This is a genomic window from Deltaproteobacteria bacterium (assembly GCA_016874735.1).
Classification (GTDB): Bacteria; Bdellovibrionota_B; Oligoflexia; order Oligoflexales; family CAIYRB01; genus CAIYRB01.
In genome coordinates, this window is record VGTI01000036.1 from 1 (window position 1) to 18,650 (window position 18,650).

Sequence of the window (18,650 nt, forward strand, 5' to 3'; positions counted from 1 at the left end):
CCGGATTGAACAGCCTTCACGGCTCGAATGCGAATAGCTTCGAGCGCTTCATGACTAAGTTGTCGACCGTCGAGCGCCATGACAGGGATCATACATCATGACCGCATACTTTTGCACCTGTTAATAAAGAAGCCATAGAGATCGAATTATCCGGTACAGCTTTAAAGATTAAAAAACGCCCTACAACTTTACCCGATGAATTGAGGGAGGCCTTCCGTAAGAGCGCTCGGCTAGAAGCTGCGTTCAAAGCGCTGACACCCGGCCGCCAGCGCGCTTACGTCTTGCATATTTCGGGCGCAAAGCAAGCCGCGACGCGAAAGGCGCGCATAGCTAAGCTAAAGCCTCGTATTCTTGCCGGCAAAGGTCTTAACGATCGGTAGCTCTCAATCGCTCGAAATCCAGCAGTGGACAGAGGTATTCAAATGACTCTTGGCTTTACGCGCTTGGAACTGAGGACTACCGATGTGTCGGCGGCTAAAACCTTTTATGAAGCTCTGCTTGGGCGGGGCACCAGCAGCATCGTCGCACTGAGCGCCAGAGCCGCAGCACTTGGGGCACCTGCGCATTGGGTGGGGTTCGTAGGCGTCGACGACGTGGAACGCGCCACTCAGGAATTACTCCAGTGCGGAGCGTTTATCATCGGCCCATCCAGCAGCTCTAAATCTGGTATTCAAGATGTTACCCTTAAAGGACCCGGCGGCGCCGTGATAGGGGTGACCGCGAACAGGGCTCGGCTTGATGCCAATGAGGTCGGATTCTTTCAACTACTTGTCCCAGATGCTGTCCAGTTGGTGCAGGATTATTGTAAGATTTTTGACTGGCAGGTGGTCTCGTCGGCGCGTTCCCAAACAGGATTTACGTTCCATCTTATCGGTGGGAATAAGAGTCAGGTGGCCACCGGTATGGTTGTCGACATTAAAGATTTTCCCGGCAGTCATCCGCATTGGCTCTATTATTTTCGCGTGAGCAAATTGGCACCAGCAGCGTCGCAGGTGCGCCACCTGGGAGGCGATGTGGTAGGTATTTACCCCTCGCCTTTAGGGCATGATATCGCCGTCTGTCACGATCCACAGGGTGCCGCATTTGGTTTAGTGGCCGCGAGTTGATAGCGCCCTAATCCTAATCATTTCCACGGCGATCGTTGACCGTTCCAGTATGATCCATGACCAGATCCACCGCAGGCATAGCTGCAAACCGGGTGCATCCATGATTCGGAGCATTTGCCCCAGCTTGCTTGCTCTCCACAAGAGTGACCACCGATCCCGGCAAGGGTCTCCCAAACATGGCTTGGAATCGGTCTCTTCGGTATGCTGGCGTCTATCTCCAGTAGTTCCTCGTAAGTAGACACACTCTTCATAAACTGATCGGCAACACCCTGAATAGACGCATTTTTTTGAGCGCAAATGTACTCATCATAGTGCTCCCTGGCTATTTAGGTCGCACAATCGTGCTTTTAAAGCGATTAACTTGAGAGCCAATCAAATATTACGCAAAATCCTCATGATATCAAATTTCTAGCAGATCAGATAACTCTCTAGTCAGAAACCATCAGCGAGTGTAAATGTCGTAGCCATTTTCCCAGCGTATCGCCCCTGATATTTACCAAGAAAATCAGAGACCAGCAGACCTGAGTGCGTGGCACTTGGTTTGCAGGGCTAAACTCGAACTAAGAATTCACTGAGCCAATGGATGACCTTCGGTTTGGCCTAAAGAGACAAAGGAGTATGTCCAGTGAAGATCCTTGCAACTACCCCGTTATCACTGTTTAGAAACGCCAACACATGCCGCTTGCTGAGCTATTCTGCCATCGCCTTAACAGTGGCATGCGGCGCATCAAGACCAAGGGGAAGTATAGTCAAAATTGTCGGCGGTGAAGCTGTCGAATCGGCCGAAGACAAGCGGTCGTTAGCCTCGACTGTGGCCCTCATGGTAACCATCGATCAGGATATTAAATTCGAGGGTAAAAATCTTAAGGGCACCAATCTAGTTCAATGCACAGGTACACTCATTGGACCGAATCATATCGTCACAGCCGCTCACTGTGCTACCCTAACGCCAGAGGCGAAGATCTGGAAAATTGGTTGGGGATCTGCTCCCAGAAAAGCCATTGAATCCATCAAAGTGACTAACGTCTCCTATCACAAGAAGTGGCTCAAAGACGCCAAAACCATCACACCAGCGACTTTGCCCAACGACATTGGCGTATTTTCGATAGAAGGCAAACTACCCGACGGAATGATCCCGGTAAGCCTAGCCAGCCCCGATGAAGTTCAAGTAGGCACTCCCCTGCTCCTAGCGGGCTACGGTGCGACTAAAGAGGGAGAAGTTAATCTAGAGCCAGTGCTTCGTCAGGTCCGGACGGAAGTCGAGTCCTTGGACAAAAAAGTTAGAAAGCTCGGCATCAAAACTTATACCGGCAAGGGCGCTGCAAGTGGTGACTCCGGAGGTCCTGCCTACCTAGATTCAAATGGTATCCTTAAGCTGATTGGTGCAACCCATGGCTGGAGTGAGGGTTTAGAAAATGTTGCTGCCGACGTTGGTCAGGGCAGTTACGTGATGGTTAATCTCTTTCAAGGCTGGATGAAATGTCAGTTTGAGAGTCACGGCAACCCTCTATCAACTTTGATTGACGACGATTCCAGTGCAGATTGTGACAATGCTAATCTGTATACAAATACAATCAATAGTCCACAATCGACATCTACCAGTGCGCCATCGACAGCAGTCTTGCCATATGGGAGTCCTGGTTGTAGCTACGCCGACGCAAGCAAGTATGATGGTTATGGCTGGAATGCGTCGAGCAGCAAATCTTGCGCGCCAGCAGCCAGGTAAAAACATAAAAAAATCGAGCTCTGGTACAAAATCGAGGTAGAATCGGAGGGCAGCAAAGCGCCCTCCACATCGCCAAATTTATTGTTAAAATCTGGCAACTTAGCTTGCTAAACAAAATAGCACTAAAGTTGAGACGAAGCCCCACCGATACCAATGTGGTCGGGGGAAAGTCTCCCCGCTGTAGAGGTTACAAAAGATCTCACCCCTAGAATTCTGGGAGTGTATATGGGGCCCCGGCTGTACCCAAAGTCTATGTTCGACCTCTGCATAATCGCCGTTTTGAGCGTCATCTTAGCAAGCTGCGGTGGGCTCACAGCCGGAAGCGCCAAGAGCGTTAACCGCCGAGCAGCCATTAATGGGGGCATCCAGCACAGCCCAGATCCTGGTCCGGTGCCTGGAGCTCCAGGTGGTGCGGATAGCCAAGCTGTGTCCTGTAAAACATCAGGTGATCAGTTCAAGACTAACGTCACCCCTATACTTGACGGCAAGTGCCTAGCCTGCCATAGGGCTGGTGGCAGCGGCGCTGGTAGTTTAACGCTGAAAGGCCCAAATCCCTCTACTGCCGAGGCAGCCGTGAACGTTGAGCTGCTTAAAAAAATGTTGGATACGGAGAACGTCGACAACAGTAAGCTACTCCTAATGGTCGCCAATAAAGACGATCGCCACGCGGGTGGCATGGTATTGGAACCTGGCTCGGTTGACTTTGGAACACTCAAGACTTGGGCGGCCTCTGACGTCGCGTGCACCCTCGAGTCGGTCCCAACAAACCTAAGCCGTCTATCTGGCGAAGCAATCACGATGCGTCTGCAAGCACTTTTTCCTCAGGCATCTGCGGCGATTATCAGTGCAAGCACTTTTGACCAGTTTGCAGCGCGATCAATAAACCGAGCAGTAGCACATCCATCTCGCCAGTTTAGTACAGTGGTTGAGATCGTTATGCGCGGCAAAGCAAACGCACTCTGTCGTTACTACGTCGATGATACCGACGATAAAAGCACGCTCTTTAAACTGGATAGCAACCTACTACTAGCTGGGGAAACAGCTCCCAACGATGTAGCTGATAAGATCGCACTTGCCGCCGCTAGAAATGCATGGCTTTATCCTTACAAAGTCGATTCTACCGAAACCAAACTTTTAGCTGATCTCTACCGTGAAGCTGTCGCTGTTGGTGCCGACAATAAAGCGGCCAAGAAAGCAGTGTGCGTCGCAGCGCTGATGGCACCTCAATTCCTCTTTGGCAACGCCGGCGAAACTGATCAGATTCGCCGCATGGCACTTGAGGTGGGCAGAAGACTACCAACCATGAGCGACTACGAAGACTATCATGCAGCTCTAGATAAAGGCGCCTATCTGAAGTTCTACGTTGCTAAACTACAAAACACGACCACTGGATATGCTGATTCCGTCAAGGACTGGCACCGAGATTGGTTTGGGCTACGTGGCTTTATCAATCTTGGTGTCCTAGCTATGAAACCTGCGGTGCGCACTCCTTTCGGGGGTATCAGTGGTGGATCCGTGGTGGGTAGCTGGGCCTATGAGGAACTACCGAGCGATTCAAGCGGTTTCGCTGCCCCGGTGCGAGCGATGGAGTTACTACGAAGGGCTAACACAAGGGTGCATACATTTTCAGAGCTGTGTGCACGAGGTAAGGAACAAGAGTTCGATCCTCGCACAACGCGCATCTTGTGGCAGCAATTCAACCCTGAGAGTAGCGCATGGGAAACCATTGGTGGCTGGGATAAGAGTAGCGGTCAATGGGTCAAGACCCCGGGGTCGATAACACTGGCCGATGACTCAAAACGAACCACTTCAGTGGACGACGTCGTTGAAATGAGACTATCAGAGGACGGATTGAGCAATTATGTTTCTGGCAACCTCAAAGACACACCGTTAGACCATTTCGACAGTAAATACCTCAGTCCAAAGGATCGCCCTCGCCGCGTACGTAGATTTTCGCCTAGCGGTGAGCAAAATGGTTACAGCACCGTCAAATTATGGTGGAGTAACGAAGAGGTCAAAGTCTGCAACACCGTCTCGCGTTTTCCTGCAACATGTTACTACCGTCCAGCATCGGCCGCTAATTTCCCAACAGGCAGGATCGCGAACTGGAATGCCGGAAGTGGTGGTGTGCGACCAGAATTCGGACCAGATCTGCGTGATTCTTTAGCAACGCCACCAGTGCTCGACAGTTTCCGTTGCGGTAAGCCCAATGCAGCTGAAATCCTCACCGTAGGGTCGAGCGGTTACAGCGAAGATGTTGCTTACCCGCGCGGCGTCCCCGGAGATGACCTAAACGACTTAGCAGTCAATGCGGCCGATTTCTACAGTGCAAACGGAACTAGTTTGGAAGACAAAGCAATCGGCCGTTTAGTCGAAGACGTTGCTAACGAACCCATGAATCTCCTTGATGATATTCTTTCAAAAAACAAAGATTATCGCTTGATTTTGACAGCTCCGTACACTATCGGGCGTACGGAACTCGAACTTCTATACCGCAATCAGGCCTATAACCTACCAGTCTATATGAATAATGTGCGTCCGCAAGCGTCCTCGTTGCACCTGATCGCGGCAAATACTTTTAGGCCTATTCCGATTAGATATCTGTTTAAATCCGAAAGTAAAGAACTACTACCGAATATCACAGGTGCCGATAAAACTTACTTAGCAACTGAGTTTCAGCGAGGTTCGATCCCGCCAAAACAGATGTCGGGCGTACTCACCCAAGCTGCCTTCTTGGGACCAGTATCAGTCGGAGGTGGCAAGCCCCGTAGTATCGCCGCCAGGATGATCCAAAGGCTGCTTTGTGGACTACCAAGTGAGTTCTTGCCCGATTTGGACGCCAACGCGAGACGTTTGCATAGAAATTTCATCCCTACCTACGAGCGCGATAGTGTGAAGCATCTCGATCCCAAGGCGGGTTGCTATGGCTGTCACATTGTGATGGATCCGCTGGCTTCAGCGCTGAGCGCAGACTTTGCCGAAGATGTAAATCGATCCAGCACCGGTGAGATGAAGTTCGCTGGGATACTCAATAACAGGGGTGGAACCTACGGTGTCCGTACCGGCTACGAACAAGGCACCGGTGCCTTATTTGGCAAAAAAGTAACAGGCATTGCCGAGGTGGCCAGGGTGCTTGCTGATTCTAAGCAATTTGCGCGGTGTACTGTAAAAACAGCATTCAAGAATATTTTCGGCCGCGAGCCTGAAGGTGACGACAATCGTCTGATTGATACTGTGGCAAAATCGTTTAGTACCAAATTACAGTACAATTATGACGGAATGGTGTCCGAGCTCATGACGTCACCGATCTATCAGAGGAGCAATTGATATGACTACCAAGCCGAGTCGGCGTCAATTTATCCAGTTCGGCACCGCTGGACTAGCCATTGCAACAACCCCCCTAGGCTTCTCGTCGATAGGGCACGCGGATCCAGCAAGACGCAGCCGCTACTTAATTAATATTCAGTGCCGTGGTGGCTGGGATACTTCGTGGCACATCACCCCGATGGTGCTGCGTGATACCGCTGGCTTATCAGCTGCGGCTATAAACAGCAACTTTCACGGAGATGTAGCTACCCCGCGATTTAACGACAATCATGCGATTCCTTTCGGTGGATCGGTCCTTGGTCCCGGCATGAGCGCCTACAACACCGCTGAATTTGCCCAACTCATGATATGGCGCGGCTTGGGTGTACCAGGCAGTCACTCAGTCGGTAACTTTATCATTCAAGACGGTCATCAATCGGGATATGCAGCCTCTTTCTCAACTATTGTTGCCGATGCTCTAGCCAAGGCACCCGACTATACAAGACCTCTCCACTACGTACAGTGTACAGAAGACTCAGCGGGTTTTTACTCACAGATTGGCTTATATCAGGGCCCAGGTGTACCTTTAAACGTACCAAACAGCGGAACATGGAAGCTCATAGGTTCACCCGATCCGAATGATCCCTCTGCCAACGAGGCCGTCAGAAAAGCGATCTCAAAAAGTATCAATGGACTCGCAAGTAGCACTGACGCTTTTAAGCTACCACGTAGTAAGCAGCTCTTCAGTGAGACATTCGCTATAGCATTCAATGCCAGCGAGCAAATTGCTGGTAAAAACTTTGCTCAGAGTCCAGAGTTTCTGGCGACGATGAAGCGCTACGAAAAAGCCGTTGTCGACGACCTGACAGAGGTTATCTTCAGCTCTTCAGCCAGTCCCTCTATTCGCAACGCACTGTCCAAAATCCCAGGGATGCCAAGCTCGGGTACGGGGATGCTGGATTTTCTAAACCGCAGTATCCAGCTACAAGCAATGATCTTCCCGTTTGCTCTAGCTGATTTTTTGGTGACTCGTGATCTTGCAGCCGTCGTTGACGTACCCGCCCCAGGTGGAGACTATCACGACCAAAACGACATGGATTTTATTGAAACAACTGCGGGGCTTGTTTGCCTCAGAGCACTGATCATAAAACTTAAGAACACCCCCGCGCCTGACGGCTCCGGTGATCTTCTTAATTCAACATTACTCGTTTACACGTCCGAATTCGATCGTCAAGTTGCAAGGACTGTGAACGATGCTAGATTTACCACTAGACCGGGAACCAACCATGGCTACACTGCAAGTGTCATCATGGCTGGTTACGGTGCCAACGGCGGTAAGGTGATCGGTGGCCGTGGCACCGGGCCAAACGGCGTATATGGCGGAGTAGGAGCCTTCCTACAACCCCTTCCTATCGACCCTCAGTCGGGACTTCCAAGCGCAAGTGGCAAGATGACTAGCCAATTTTCAGTGCTTCCTACTGTGCTAGCCATCTTTGGCGTGGATGTTCCTGCGCAGCAGGTGACAGAATGGGATGCAGTCAAACCTGCAATCAAACCTGGGCATAAGGCGAGCTAAGGGTCTTATCGGGTTTTAGTAGCAAGGTTGCAATCGGCCTGTAATCCGCAAATTCATGGACTTGCAACCAGAACTCCAGCGACCTCGGTCTTGCGTCCACGACTATCTAGGGTCTCAAGCTTAACTTCCAGACTTTTACCGACCATCATGTCAAACTGTAGCGGTGACAAGCTAAAGCGGTAACCTTGCAGTCTTCTCGACAGGTTTATGAACTGCCAATTCTGCTCGCGACTTGCCCGATATTTTAGGTCCATGTTCACTAGCTTACTGCCAGCAAGGTCAGCTAGAGCTCGCGGCAACTGATTAGCTTCGACCACTTTGCGGAAAAGTGGCTGCCCCGAAGAATCACGGCTAGCGATGTGATCGCGCAGGATAGTCTCGTCTCCGATCAACATGATGGGCGCAATCATGACTCCATCGTCTTTTAGAGCCCTTGCCTCACGAATGCCGTCTCTGACCGTAGGTAAACCGTCGGTGATAAAGTAGACTTCACGCTGTACATGAGTTCTTGCGTATTTATCCAGGATCTTACCTGCACTTGATAAAGTTGCAGCATAATCTGTTTCGCCCTCGGCAGCACAGAGTACATTAGCGATTGGTCGGCGAGTTGATGATTCCAGATCAGCAAAGAGCGATGCAGCAGTTGAGTGTAAATCGCGCGTTTTGCCAGAACGTGACGAACAGCTTCCATTCGCTCACACGACCCGTTGCGCATGGGATCGTGGTTGAAGCCATCACCTGCGCCCGGCCCCATGGACCCGGTGACATCGACCACCAGCACAATCTCTCTCGGAGTCGGGGCGGGTTACAAACACTTCTACTGATCGTCACTGCGAGCTTAGAGTATCTACACCCGGTGCGGAGCCTGGATGCTTCGGTCCTGCGACCCCACCTGGAATTTCAGAATCGGCTGGTCCGTCCGCCGCCTTTTCATCATGCTGGCCTTTCAAAGCGCCTTCGCCCGTTGAGCGGATGGTAGGACATTCAACCCCCATTGCCCCAGCACCCGGGCTTGCTTCCCGGGCCAACCTTCCCTCCTCCGCAACCCACAGTCTGCCTAAATGGCAGGATTTCTCTGTACCAGGCGCCACTGTGGCCACCGTGACTACGAGCATTCTCCGCGATGTCCTTTAGCATCAGCTATCGAGGCAATAGGGCACCCCAGCCCATGAGCTAACTGGACTCCGGCTCGTCATCCAGCACATGCCTCGCTTAGCCCTCGATCATGTCATGTGTTCCCTCGACCAGTCGTCCGGCCCAAACGTGAACTCACCCTGCTCGCTTTGACCAGGTGTAGTTCTTGAAATCACTCTTTTTCTTGCCCTCCGCTGCATCATCACCAAACTGGAATCCCTTCTTAATCTCCGACCTGAGGGTTATGTCTTTCCGGTAAGGAGATTTCGGTGCAAATAACCTGGAGAAAGGGGGCCCACCGTACGAGATGACTGCGCGGTGGGGGAATCAGTGCGTGTGCGTTAACAGCGGTGTTGGCGTGGATTGAGAAGCCGTTAACTGAGTAGTAGCGCTTGCCTTTATCCAGCGGCACTTCGCCCTCATAGCCGAAGCCACCGCCGATCTTTCGGACGTAATTGCCGGCATTAGGACCAAAGGCGATGTTGCCGCTTATCGAGGCTGCTAATGCGGCGGAAAGAGATTCGTGATCTTGAAACAATGGATCGAGTGCGGGGTTTAGAACTATGTCGCCGTCTTTACCCAAGTAGCCTCGTTTGATGCACCGACTACGGACACGATTAGCGATACTGTCAACTAGACTCTCGACTTCTTCATCGCTAATGGACTCCAAATTGCGAAAGCGTGCGACGTCGCCATATCTCGTATAAACACCATCGATGCAGAGTAAGTGGAGGTGAGGTTTTAAGTTTAGCGCCGACCCCCCCAACGCTGAGTGAAACAGATAGTCCCCGGCGTTGCATCGACGATGCCAGCATCATGAGCTTTATGCAGGTAGTAGCGGTGAATCTCTTTGGTAACGAGACCAAAGATCTCGGACGCAAAGCGCTTATTCGTGTGCAGCCAGTAACGAAGCGGGACTGGGAATGACACGACGAATTGACGATATGATACGAGAGGTAGTACATTTTGTTTCAGATGAGTGGCAGCCTCAGCCATGCGTTTGGCACAGCAGCTTGGGCAGAAACCGCGTTTTTTACAACTAAATGCGACAACCTTTTCGTCACAGCATGTCGTGCATTTAAGGCGTATGAATTCGTGTGCCAGAATACCGCATTTGAGATAAGCCTCGGACTCTTTGAGTACATAATCGGGTAAGGGCCGCTGCTCAGCTTCGCGCTCGCAGGTGAATGTGTTTAAATGGTCTGCAATTATTTGATAGCAGGGAGTAAGCTCGGGGCGTCGCCTTTGGTAGGCGCATGATTGGGAAGCGGCATTTGACATGCCTGAGGTTTGATCACGAGGTTTGAGGATGGGGAAGGGACATGAGCCTCAGTAGCTTGTCTGTCGCCGGGTGACATGTGTGTGTTACATCATCCCGTCCGTGCCGCCAGCTCAGTCTGTCACTTATACCGGCACGCTTTATACGGTAACCATACCGATAACTGCAGTGATCATGGGCCAAACGACGACCGGAGCTCAGACTATACTGCCGAGCCCTATGGGAAGGAGAGGAGATGGTAAACAACTCAACATCACGGTCAATGGCGTGCGCCACACCTTCTGCTGGTATGCCTTTTGTGACCAGCATACAACTTTACTCGTGGGGTCGAGCATCACCGGTGCCGAGTCGTCGGATGCATTCTGCAGTCATCCGCATTGGCTCAATTATTTTCGCGTGAGCAAATTGGCACCAGCAGCGTCGCAGGTGCGCCACCTGGGAGGCGATGTGGTAGGTATTTACCCCTCGCCTTTAGGGCATGATATCGCCGTCTGTCACGATCCACAGGGTGCCGCATTTGGTTTAGTGGCCGCGAGTTGATAGCGCCCTGATCCTAATCATTTCCACGGCGATCGTTGACCGTTCCAGTATGGGGAGTAGCTATAGCTTCCACTCCAATTCGGAGTCACGAGGCCGGTACCCGTGCCCATGACGCCATTTGTGGTGGAGTTAGAATACGGGAACGAATTGCCGCCGCCAACATTTGGATACAGGAGTCCCGTATTGTTTGAAAACAATTCATAGGGACTCAGATTCGGAATCATCAGTCCGTTGTTGTTATAGGGATAAGGAAGCGTGGATGTCCCGTATAGTGGTGGCTGAGGTTGCCCTGCATACTGGGGCTGCTGCGGCTGCTCAACCTGCGGTTGTTCTGGTTGGGGCGCACTCGGTATCCAGTAGTAGACCAGACCTGATCCAAGACCAGATCCACCGCAGGCATAGCTGCAAACTGGGTGCATCCATGATTCGGAGCATTTGCCCCAGCTTGCTTGCTCCTCACACGAATGACCACCGACCCAGGCACCTTGGGAACTCGGGGCGTCATGCGATGTGTTATTTGATTGGTCGTTAGAGCCGCTACACGCGTAGCTACAGACCGGGTGCATCCATGACTCGGAACACTTGCCCCAGCTTGCTTGTTCCTCGCAGGAGTGACCACCGATCCCGGCAGACTGACCCGACCCAGCGCCACTAAAAGCACTAGTCGACGACTTAGTTGTCGCGCTGTCGACCGACCCACAGCTGAGCACGGTTGCAAGGACGGTCAACGCGGATATGGTCTTTAAGCGAGGGATCATGGCGTTTTACCTCGATTAGGGCTCAGTCTATTTAATATTTAATAAATAAAAAAATCATGATTGTAAACATTATTTTATTAAAAATATAAAAAATAAAGATATAAACAATCAATCGGGCTTTAGATTGCGTCCATGGGAGCGGATAGATTTTTGAATAAAATCAGAGTTTTGGGTGGTTTGATGCAGTGGCTTTAAATGCGAATTCTCGTTTGATCCCAGTTTTTAAAGATCAAGATATCTGCGGGAACTCGTTTGGCCTCTTTAATCCAGCGCCTCCAAGACATTGTTATTCCGGCAACCTGATCCAAGCGATGTAGTCTGTATCCTGGAGTGTACGGGTACACATGATGCAATCCGTGTAAATCGAATCCGAGAAATACCCAGGTCGATAGCAAGCGTGGCAAAAGCACCGAACGCGTATAGACGCCTTGCTCCGCTTTTACGATAGGTTTAACAGCTGCGGAACCTGCAAGTTTTTGTGGAATGTGGCTGTGCTGGCTTAGCATAATCGGATCCATCACCGCGAAGTGAAGAAGCAAAGGTAGGCTAAATATTTTAATCATCCATGGCGCTGCGATCGTGTAAATAATAAATAATGCGACTACATTTATGGTAAAGGCTCGCTTCTGTCTCGGGTAGTAGCGAATTAATTTCCTCAAATTCCAAAATATCGTTGCTCGATATGCGAAGGCAAACACAGGAATCCAAAGTCGCCAACAGGTATTGAAAAACATCCGTTCAGTTCGTCCGATCGGCCTGGGTAGGATACCGCGCGTCGTTGGATCACGATCGCGCCATCCAGTCCAAAGGTGATGGCCATGATGGACGAACCTCCAAGTTTCGAACGGCATGAGACAAAAGACTCCGGCAAGGTGTCCGACGACAGTGTCGAAGCTTCGCCCGCCAGAAAAGGTCTTGTGGCCACATTCGTGCATGATGCAAAACCACTGCGTGCAGGCGACTGCCAGCATCAACTGTCCTACGCACCACACAGGCCATGATGTTCCTATCGAGGCGTACACACCGCTGACCGTCAGACCCGAAGCGAGGAACAAGTAAAGAAGAGCTCGTCCCATAGTCGCTACGAGCGGCGCAGTATCCACCATTGACCTCCCCGAAGCTGGCAGTTATCCTGGCTCAACTTTATCGGGAAAATAACGATGATTTCAAGTATTGCCATTGGTTCCGCTTGCGTTTTAATGTTTGCCGCAGCTGGTATCATTCACAGCGTTTGGCTAGGAATGCCTGCTTTTAAGCGCTTGGCTTTTCCCCTCGACGGTGGTCGGTTGCTCGGGGATCGTCCCATCTTCGGTCCCAATAAAACGGTTGCCGGTCTGGTCGTCATGCCGCCTGCAACGGCCTTGGCATTCTGTGTCGTCGGCATCCTGGCGCCAGGGGTGCTTGCTGCTGCCGGATGGCCGACTGGCCTCGTGACATTGACAGAGCTTGGCTTCGGCGCTGGTCTTGCTTACATGCTGGGCGAGCTACCGAATTCCTTCATAAAACGGCGTCTGAATATTGCAGCCGGTGCTAATGGCAAGGGATTAATCGGCGTCTTTTTCAGGGTTTTCGACCAACTAGACTCAGTAGTTGCGGCACTTTTATTCATCTCTCTAACGGTGCCCTTCGACCGATTCGCCTGGGCGACGGCACTTAGCATCGGTTACTGCGTGCACGTTGTCTTTAATGTATTTCTGGTTAGGGTCGGGCTTAAGTCATCGCCTTATGTCGCTAAGCTCAAGGGCGCCGGCAGCGCCAGCGGCGGTAAGGCTCAAGGACTAGCACATTTGATTGCCAACGGGCTACCTGTCCCAGATGGGCTAGTTATTCTTCCCTCGGCTTTTTCGCCATCGGGCCGCCTCCGCAAGGTTGTAGTTCGTGAACTCCGCCGCAAACTTGTAACGCTAGGTGACGAGGTTATTGTCCGTAGCTCGGCCTGTGGCGAGGATTCGACTACCGCCTCTTTTGCCGGCATTTTGTCGTCGCACCGAAGCCCTAATGATATCGACTCCGTTTTGGCGGCGATCTACACTTGCCGCGAAAGTCTAAAAACGGCGCGAGCGATCGAGTATCAGCGGACTCATGGACAGCTCGGCGGCCTAGGCATCATCGTGCAAGCCTATATACCGCCACTTGCCGCCGGAGTGGCATTTACCAGCTCACCTGTGGCTTTACCTTACGACGGTGATTCATCTGAGTGGATGTTGATCGAGTCTGTGGCCGGAGATAATGCCAAACTCGTTGACGGCAGCGCTACCCCTACCAGAGTCGCCTTTCACACGCAGCACGGCATCAAAGTGTTGGATGGTTCGCTAACGATTGCGATCGATAAGATTAATCAGGTGATCGATTTACTACGCATCATTGGCCAAGACGGCCCGCGCGATGTTGAATGGATTATAGATGCGCAGGGTCGACCGTGGATTGTGCAGTCGCGGCCCATCACGACCAACACCCCGGTGGTCTGGAGCAACGCTAACATAGCGGAAAACTACCCGAGTCCCGCTCCTCCTCTGCAATTCTCCATCGTGCGCGCCGGCTACTATCATTATTTTCGTAAGATGGCTCTCTTAATTGGCATGCCACGCGATCGCGTCCAGGCTAAAGATCACGTGCTTCATGATGTTGTCGGCCTACATGGAGCTCGCTTATATTTCAATCTGACTAATATTTATAATCTCTGTACGGAATTGCCGTTTGCAAAAGCGGTATGTACCGCCTTTGATCAGTTTATGGGCGTAAGTCCCGACGTCCGTGCTGAGGCACGTGTCGAAGAGCAGGGGGCTGACCTGTTTACGGCGCTAAAAATCGCAGTGCTTGCCACCATTGCCTGGTGGATGTTGCCGCTGCGGGTAGCGCGGTTTGAGAGACTTGCAGACACGTATTGCCGTAAAGACCTTCCAGATGGCGCGGTCGCTAGTTGGCCGGTCCTTGATTTTCTTGATATTCGATTCAACAAGTGGTGGCTGATTTCGGTAGGCGACCTTTGTACCATGGTCGACTCGGCAATTGTCAGTTATCTGCTCAAAAGGTGGCATCTAGCGGAGCTTCAAGCTGACCTTCTTGCTGGAATTCCAGATTTGGTCAGTGCAAGACCCGGGAAACAAATCTGGGCACTTGCTGAGCAGGTGCGCCGCGGTCTGCCAATCGACTCGCCAGAGATGAGGACTAGGATTGAGCAATTCGTTAGAGACTATGGATTCCGTTGCTCAGAGGAGTTGATGTTGACATCTCCTAGTCTTACGGCGGAAGACGTTACGAACATGATCCGTGCCTATTTGTCTGCGAATCTTGAAAACCCGGAGCATCTTGAAAAACGGCAAAGCGAGATATTCGCTCGCGCTTGGCAGCGTCTGGAGTCCCTGGGTCTCGTACGACGCAACGTGCTCCGCTATTTTGTGCGCGCAACGCGAAAGGCCGTATCCCTTCGTGAACGTGCCAGATTCCAGCAGGCCCGGCTGTACAAACGATTTGGTGCCCATTTGGTAAAGCTCGGGGCAGCACTTAAGGCGCGTGATTTGATTTCGGAGGCAGATGATGTCTATTTTCTAAATCACGACGAACTAGCTACCTTGGTTACTGCAGGGCGATCGGTGGATGTGGCGGGTCGGCGGGCTGATTTCAGTGCGGCATCTTCGATTATTCCGCCTGGTCATTTCGTATTGGCCCAGGGCGCGCGCTTTGAACCAGTGTTCGAGATAAGCCCCCTTACCGGTGGGCAAGTTAGCCAATTCGCGGGTACTCCAGCCTCAGGCGGACGTACGTCGGGTAGCGCCGTGGTGACTAACCGAGTCAGGGAGATTTCAGGAGCACGGAGCGTTGTCGTCACCAGTCAGACTGATCCCGGTTGGGCTCCTTACATGCCTATGATTAAGGGCCTAGTTGTAGAGCGCGGCGGTCTGCTATCGCACGGCGCCATCATTGCACGGGAATACGGCATTCCCGCCGTAATCGGAGTTAGCCATGCGACCGACCTCATTGCCGACGGCACCGACATCGAAGTGGATGGCGACCGTGGTATTGTTCATGTGCGACTTGGTGAGCTGGATTCGTGAGCGCTACGGGGTAAAATATTTACTCTTTAGTCTCTATCTTCTCAGTGCTGTTGCCGCAATTGATCGTAACTGTGACTACTTGAGTGCTTTTGCGCTGATTTGGTTTATGGGTCTTTCATTACGGCTGCTGGACGATCTGGCCTCGCTAGCTATAGACCGTCGGGATCATCCACAGCGCACGCTTTGTCGCTCTAATTATATTCCCGGTTTAATCGCTAGTTACTTCGCTCTCGTTGTAGCTGTAAGTATGATGCTGCCGGCGCAAGCAATGGTATCATGGGTCGTTCTCAATATGATGCTCGGGGTATGTTATCGCATACGTTCGCCACATCGCATCTGGCTCATACTTCTTAAGTATCCTTGGCTCGTTTGCATAGGCGCTGGTAGCGTTCGCTTATCCGTTATCGGATCGATGATTTTTGCAGTTTTTATAAACGAGATCTTGCATGACGCCATTTGGCTCGGTCATGATGCTACTCGTGGCGCGCATGTATTGCGGCATGCGCTATTCCTTGCGGAGGGGGTGTACTTTTGGACTTCGAGAGCGACGTAAAATGCTACAGCTGTGAATCCCAGCGTGCCGTCCCCTATATGCAAGCCGTCGATGATTACACCGGGCGTCCTGGTACTTTCTCGTATGTCCAATGTGCCGACTGCAGTTTGGTTTATCAAAGTCCGCGCTTGACTATGGCGAAGGTCCAGGATTTTTACGACGACGCCTATTTATCTCATCAGAAGAAGCTAGACTTTGGCGCGCTTACACCCGTTGTTAATTGGGCATTGTCTGGTCACGATCGGCGGAAAGCTGAGCTCGTTAGGCGGCATGCACGGCTCGGTAGCGCAAGCCACGTCCTCGATGTTGGTTGTGCCCGCGGTACTTTTCTTAAGCACATCCGCGAGCGCTATGGCGCGACCGTCACCGGTGTCGACTTCAAAGATATGCGCCAAGTGACAGATCTTGAAGGCATCGATTTTCGGCTGGGACTTTTTTACGAACAGGATTTTGGCGACGCGACTTTTGATGTCGTTACGATGTGGCACTTCCTCGAGCACTGCTACGATCCTGTCCGGTCTTTGACGATGGCCCGTGACCACTTGGCAGATGATGGTGTGCTCGTGCTTGAAGTGCCTGATCTCGGTAGTCTCAGTTTCAAGCTCTTTGGCAAACATTGGCCTGGCGTACAGGCGCCGCAGCATACGGTGCTTTTTGACCGTCGCAGCTTGCACGGCTTACTGGAGAAGAGTGGTCTCCGCATTGTCGAATCCCTCCCGTGGGGATCATTCCCGCCCTTTTTCTACTTTTATATGGGGGCAGCGTTTAAATTAAACAAAGGACAGGGTTTTGACATCCGTAATCATCTGCCCTCTTATTTCGCTGCGCAGGCCTTGACGTTTCCTCTATTCGCAGCGTTGCATAAGCGGCGTCTGGCAATGCAGGCAGTGATATGCAAAAAGGCGTAGTTCCATTTGTTATCGGAATTGGGCTTTTTGGCATTGGCACTGCTTTGTCCACTGCAGCTTATGTACTTACGTTCGGTCGCAGCATGGATTTCAGTCGGCGCTTTATAATGCGTCCTCTGGTTAACCTAGCCTTGCGGGTGTACGGTATTCGTGTGGAAATAGATGGTTATATCTGGCACCGAGGGCCGGCATTTTATCTTTTCAACCATCACTCAAACCTCGATATTTTTGTTATTGCCGCATTGAATCTACCCCATCTGCGCAGCTTTTTTTCGACCGAAAGACCTAAGCATGCACCGATGATGTGGGCAGCTCGTTCGATTGGTGCTTTTCTAGTGCCACCGCAGTATCGACATGAAGCACGTGTCGGATGCTTCAGACACGCGGAGCGAGAGTTAATGCGCACAGCAGAATCAGTGATCGCATCGCCCGAAGGGAGCCGTTTCACTGGCGGTGGCGTGGCGCCTTTTAACAAAGGCGTATTTCACCTCGCGGTTCGCCTTAAATACCCGGTCGTTCCGCTACTTTTCGAAATCCCCCCAGAGGCCAACGCCGGTGCGTCGTATTTCTTTCGACCATCGACGGTCCGGATCAGGGCGCTTGACCCCATTGAGACCCAGGGTCTTTCAGAGCTTGATGTGGCACGGGTACGCGATCGGGCCTATCAGATGTATCAAGTAGCTATGGCTAGTAGGGGAATCCAAAATAGAAACTCAACATCGACCACCGTTGCAGAGAGAAATATCAGATCGCCTGATCCATGCGATCCATGCGATCCATGTAAGCCAACTGGTCCAACCGGTCCAACTGATCTGCGTTTGATCGCCCAAAGGTAAGCCGTCGGCCAGACAGCACTTAGACAGAGCCAGAGGAATGACCTTGGTGCCAGGTCGCAGACAACGACTAGCGCAATGACTGAAGACGCAGCGACGTTCATGACCTGCAGTAGGCGGATAGTTTGGCTTTCGCCCAGCCATAACGGAAATGTAAGCGTACCGCGGCGGGCGTCGGCCTCCATGTCTTTAAAATCGCAGGCCACGGCATTAATAAACATGCGCAGGAAGATAAAACCACCCAACCAAAGACCGGTCTCGACATTCCAAGTATTGAAGTAGAACATGCCAAAAGGTACGAGTCCCGCCCAACATACTGCGGTGAAGATCGCCTTGAACAAGGGCAAGTCTTTTATGGCCTTTGACCAGATGGGTAACAAAGGTCGTGCATAGAAAAAAGTCGCGACAGGGAACAGGGTTGCATATAAAGCAGCAGCTCTTGATGTCTGCAGTAAAACAATAAAGGCCGCAAGAAAACTGCCCAAAGTAACCATGACATTCAGCAATCGCTGCGTCTCCAGGCGTTCCGTCAGGTAGTCGATGCGATAGCTGGAAAATACAACCAAGAACGCTAAGCCGATAAACTTCGTCGAGACGGCTCCCGTCAGAGCGCTTGACACGAGGGCCGCAACACCAAGACCGCCGGCAGCTATGCAGACGCCATGGGCGCCCAGTGCCGCAAGCAAGGTGTGCGCGATACCCTTTAGCTGCGTTGCGGGGACAAACCAATAAGATGCTAAACTGCGTTGGCGCATCTCTCTGAATCTCCATTGGAATTCCATCATGATGCGATCCAGAATTTGTTGCAAGTTTTCATTGAGTTGCAGAGCTCACGACTGCTGCCGCAGGGGTAGGTAGGGCTGCGCTTACGCAGGA

18 protein-coding genes are annotated in these 18,650 nt (G+C 51.7%); 10 read left to right on the top strand and 8 right to left on the bottom strand.

Going from position 1 to position 18,650, the window contains the following annotated elements; genetic code table 11:
- Positions 1-134 precede the first annotated feature (134 nt).
- The 5 genes from FJ146_13545 to FJ146_13565 all read left to right on the top strand — a co-directional run bounded on the left by FJ146_13545 (position 135) and on the right by FJ146_13565 (position 7,714).
- Complete coding sequence (locus FJ146_13545; protein ID MBM4252991.1) at positions 135-380, top strand: hypothetical protein; 246 nt, start codon at positions 135-137, stop codon at positions 378-380.
- Positions 381-422: 42 nt separating this feature from the next.
- Positions 423-1,106: a hypothetical protein gene (locus tag FJ146_13550; protein MBM4252992.1), complete on the top strand. Its 684-nt coding sequence runs from the start codon at positions 423-425 to the stop codon at positions 1,104-1,106.
- 625 nt (positions 1,107-1,731) lie between these two features.
- Positions 1,732-2,832, top strand: coding sequence for a S1 family peptidase (locus tag FJ146_13555; GenBank protein MBM4252993.1), 1,101 nt, complete (start codon positions 1,732-1,734; stop codon positions 2,830-2,832).
- 153 nt (positions 2,833-2,985) lie between these two features.
- On the top strand, positions 2,986-6,159 hold the full coding sequence (locus FJ146_13560; protein ID MBM4252994.1) for a DUF1585 domain-containing protein: 3,174 nt from the start codon (positions 2,986-2,988) through the stop codon (positions 6,157-6,159).
- 1 nt (position 6,160) lies between these two features.
- Complete coding sequence (locus tag FJ146_13565; GenBank protein ID MBM4252995.1) at positions 6,161-7,714, top strand: DUF1501 domain-containing protein; 1,554 nt, start codon at positions 6,161-6,163, stop codon at positions 7,712-7,714.
- Positions 7,715-7,767: 53 nt separating this feature from the next.
- Here the strand turns inward: FJ146_13565 and FJ146_13570 are convergent, their stop codons facing one another.
- The 5 genes from FJ146_13570 to FJ146_13590 form a co-directional block, all read right to left on the bottom strand.
- The gene (locus FJ146_13570) at positions 7,768-8,124 is read right to left on the bottom strand and encodes a hypothetical protein (protein ID MBM4252996.1); all 357 of its coding nucleotides are present in this window, start codon (positions 8,122-8,124) and stop codon (positions 7,768-7,770) included.
- A gap of 14 nt (positions 8,125-8,138) precedes the next feature.
- Positions 8,139-8,495, bottom strand: a complete 357-nt coding sequence (locus FJ146_13575; GenBank protein ID MBM4252997.1) for a hypothetical protein — start codon at positions 8,493-8,495, stop codon at positions 8,139-8,141.
- Positions 8,496-8,541: 46 nt separating this feature from the next.
- Entirely contained in the window at positions 8,542-8,742 is a 201-nt protein-coding gene (locus FJ146_13580) for a hypothetical protein (GenBank protein MBM4252998.1), read from the bottom strand.
- Between the two features lie 329 nt (positions 8,743-9,071).
- A complete protein-coding gene (locus tag FJ146_13585) occupies positions 9,072-9,629 on the bottom strand; it encodes a hypothetical protein (protein ID MBM4252999.1) in 558 nt (185 codons plus the stop codon).
- Complete coding sequence (locus FJ146_13590) at positions 9,596-10,129, bottom strand: hypothetical protein (GenBank protein ID MBM4253000.1); 534 nt, start codon at positions 10,127-10,129, stop codon at positions 9,596-9,598. Before FJ146_13590 ends, FJ146_13585 begins: the two co-directional genes overlap by 34 nt.
- A 79-nt stretch (positions 10,130-10,208) precedes the next feature.
- Here FJ146_13590 and FJ146_13595 point away from each other — a divergent pair, with 79 nt between their 5' ends.
- The gene (locus FJ146_13595; GenBank protein MBM4253001.1) at positions 10,209-10,667 is read left to right on the top strand and encodes a hypothetical protein; all 459 of its coding nucleotides are present in this window, start codon (positions 10,209-10,211) and stop codon (positions 10,665-10,667) included.
- 17 nt (positions 10,668-10,684) lie between these two features.
- Here FJ146_13595 and FJ146_13600 read toward each other — a convergent pair whose 3' ends face one another.
- Together FJ146_13600 and FJ146_13605 are read right to left on the bottom strand one after the other, a co-directional pair.
- On the bottom strand, positions 10,685-11,425 hold the full coding sequence (locus FJ146_13600; protein ID MBM4253002.1) for a hypothetical protein: 741 nt from the start codon (positions 11,423-11,425) through the stop codon (positions 10,685-10,687).
- 191 nt (positions 11,426-11,616) lie between these two features.
- The gene (locus FJ146_13605; GenBank protein ID MBM4253003.1) at positions 11,617-12,531 is read right to left on the bottom strand and encodes a hypothetical protein; all 915 of its coding nucleotides are present in this window, start codon (positions 12,529-12,531) and stop codon (positions 11,617-11,619) included.
- 54 nt (positions 12,532-12,585) lie between these two features.
- Here FJ146_13605 and FJ146_13610 point away from each other — a divergent pair, with 54 nt between their 5' ends.
- Genes FJ146_13610 through FJ146_13625 form a run of 4 tightly spaced genes read left to right on the top strand, consistent with a single transcriptional unit; the run spans position 12,586 to position 17,777 of the window.
- Positions 12,586-15,480 carry a CDP-archaeol synthase gene (locus tag FJ146_13610; GenBank protein ID MBM4253004.1) on the top strand — a complete coding sequence of 965 codons (2,895 nt, stop codon included), beginning with the start codon at positions 12,586-12,588 and terminating at the stop codon, positions 15,478-15,480.
- Positions 15,389-16,033 carry a hypothetical protein gene (locus FJ146_13615; protein MBM4253005.1) on the top strand — a complete coding sequence of 215 codons (645 nt, stop codon included), beginning with the start codon at positions 15,389-15,391 and terminating at the stop codon, positions 16,031-16,033. Before FJ146_13610 ends, FJ146_13615 begins: the two co-directional genes overlap by 92 nt.
- Positions 16,012-16,941: a class I SAM-dependent methyltransferase gene (locus FJ146_13620; GenBank protein MBM4253006.1), complete on the top strand. Its 930-nt coding sequence runs from the start codon at positions 16,012-16,014 to the stop codon at positions 16,939-16,941. The genes FJ146_13615 and FJ146_13620 overlap by 22 nt, the downstream gene beginning before the upstream one ends.
- Positions 16,926-17,777, top strand: coding sequence for a 1-acyl-sn-glycerol-3-phosphate acyltransferase (locus tag FJ146_13625; GenBank protein ID MBM4253007.1), 852 nt, complete (start codon positions 16,926-16,928; stop codon positions 17,775-17,777). The genes FJ146_13620 and FJ146_13625 overlap by 16 nt, the downstream gene beginning before the upstream one ends.
- On the opposite strand, the gene FJ146_13630 is transcribed toward FJ146_13625, so the two are convergent.
- Positions 17,615-18,559, bottom strand: coding sequence for a hypothetical protein (locus FJ146_13630; protein ID MBM4253008.1), 945 nt, complete (start codon positions 18,557-18,559; stop codon positions 17,615-17,617). The two genes, FJ146_13625 and FJ146_13630, sit on opposite strands and share 163 nt — an antisense overlap.
- Positions 18,560-18,650 lie beyond the last annotated feature (91 nt).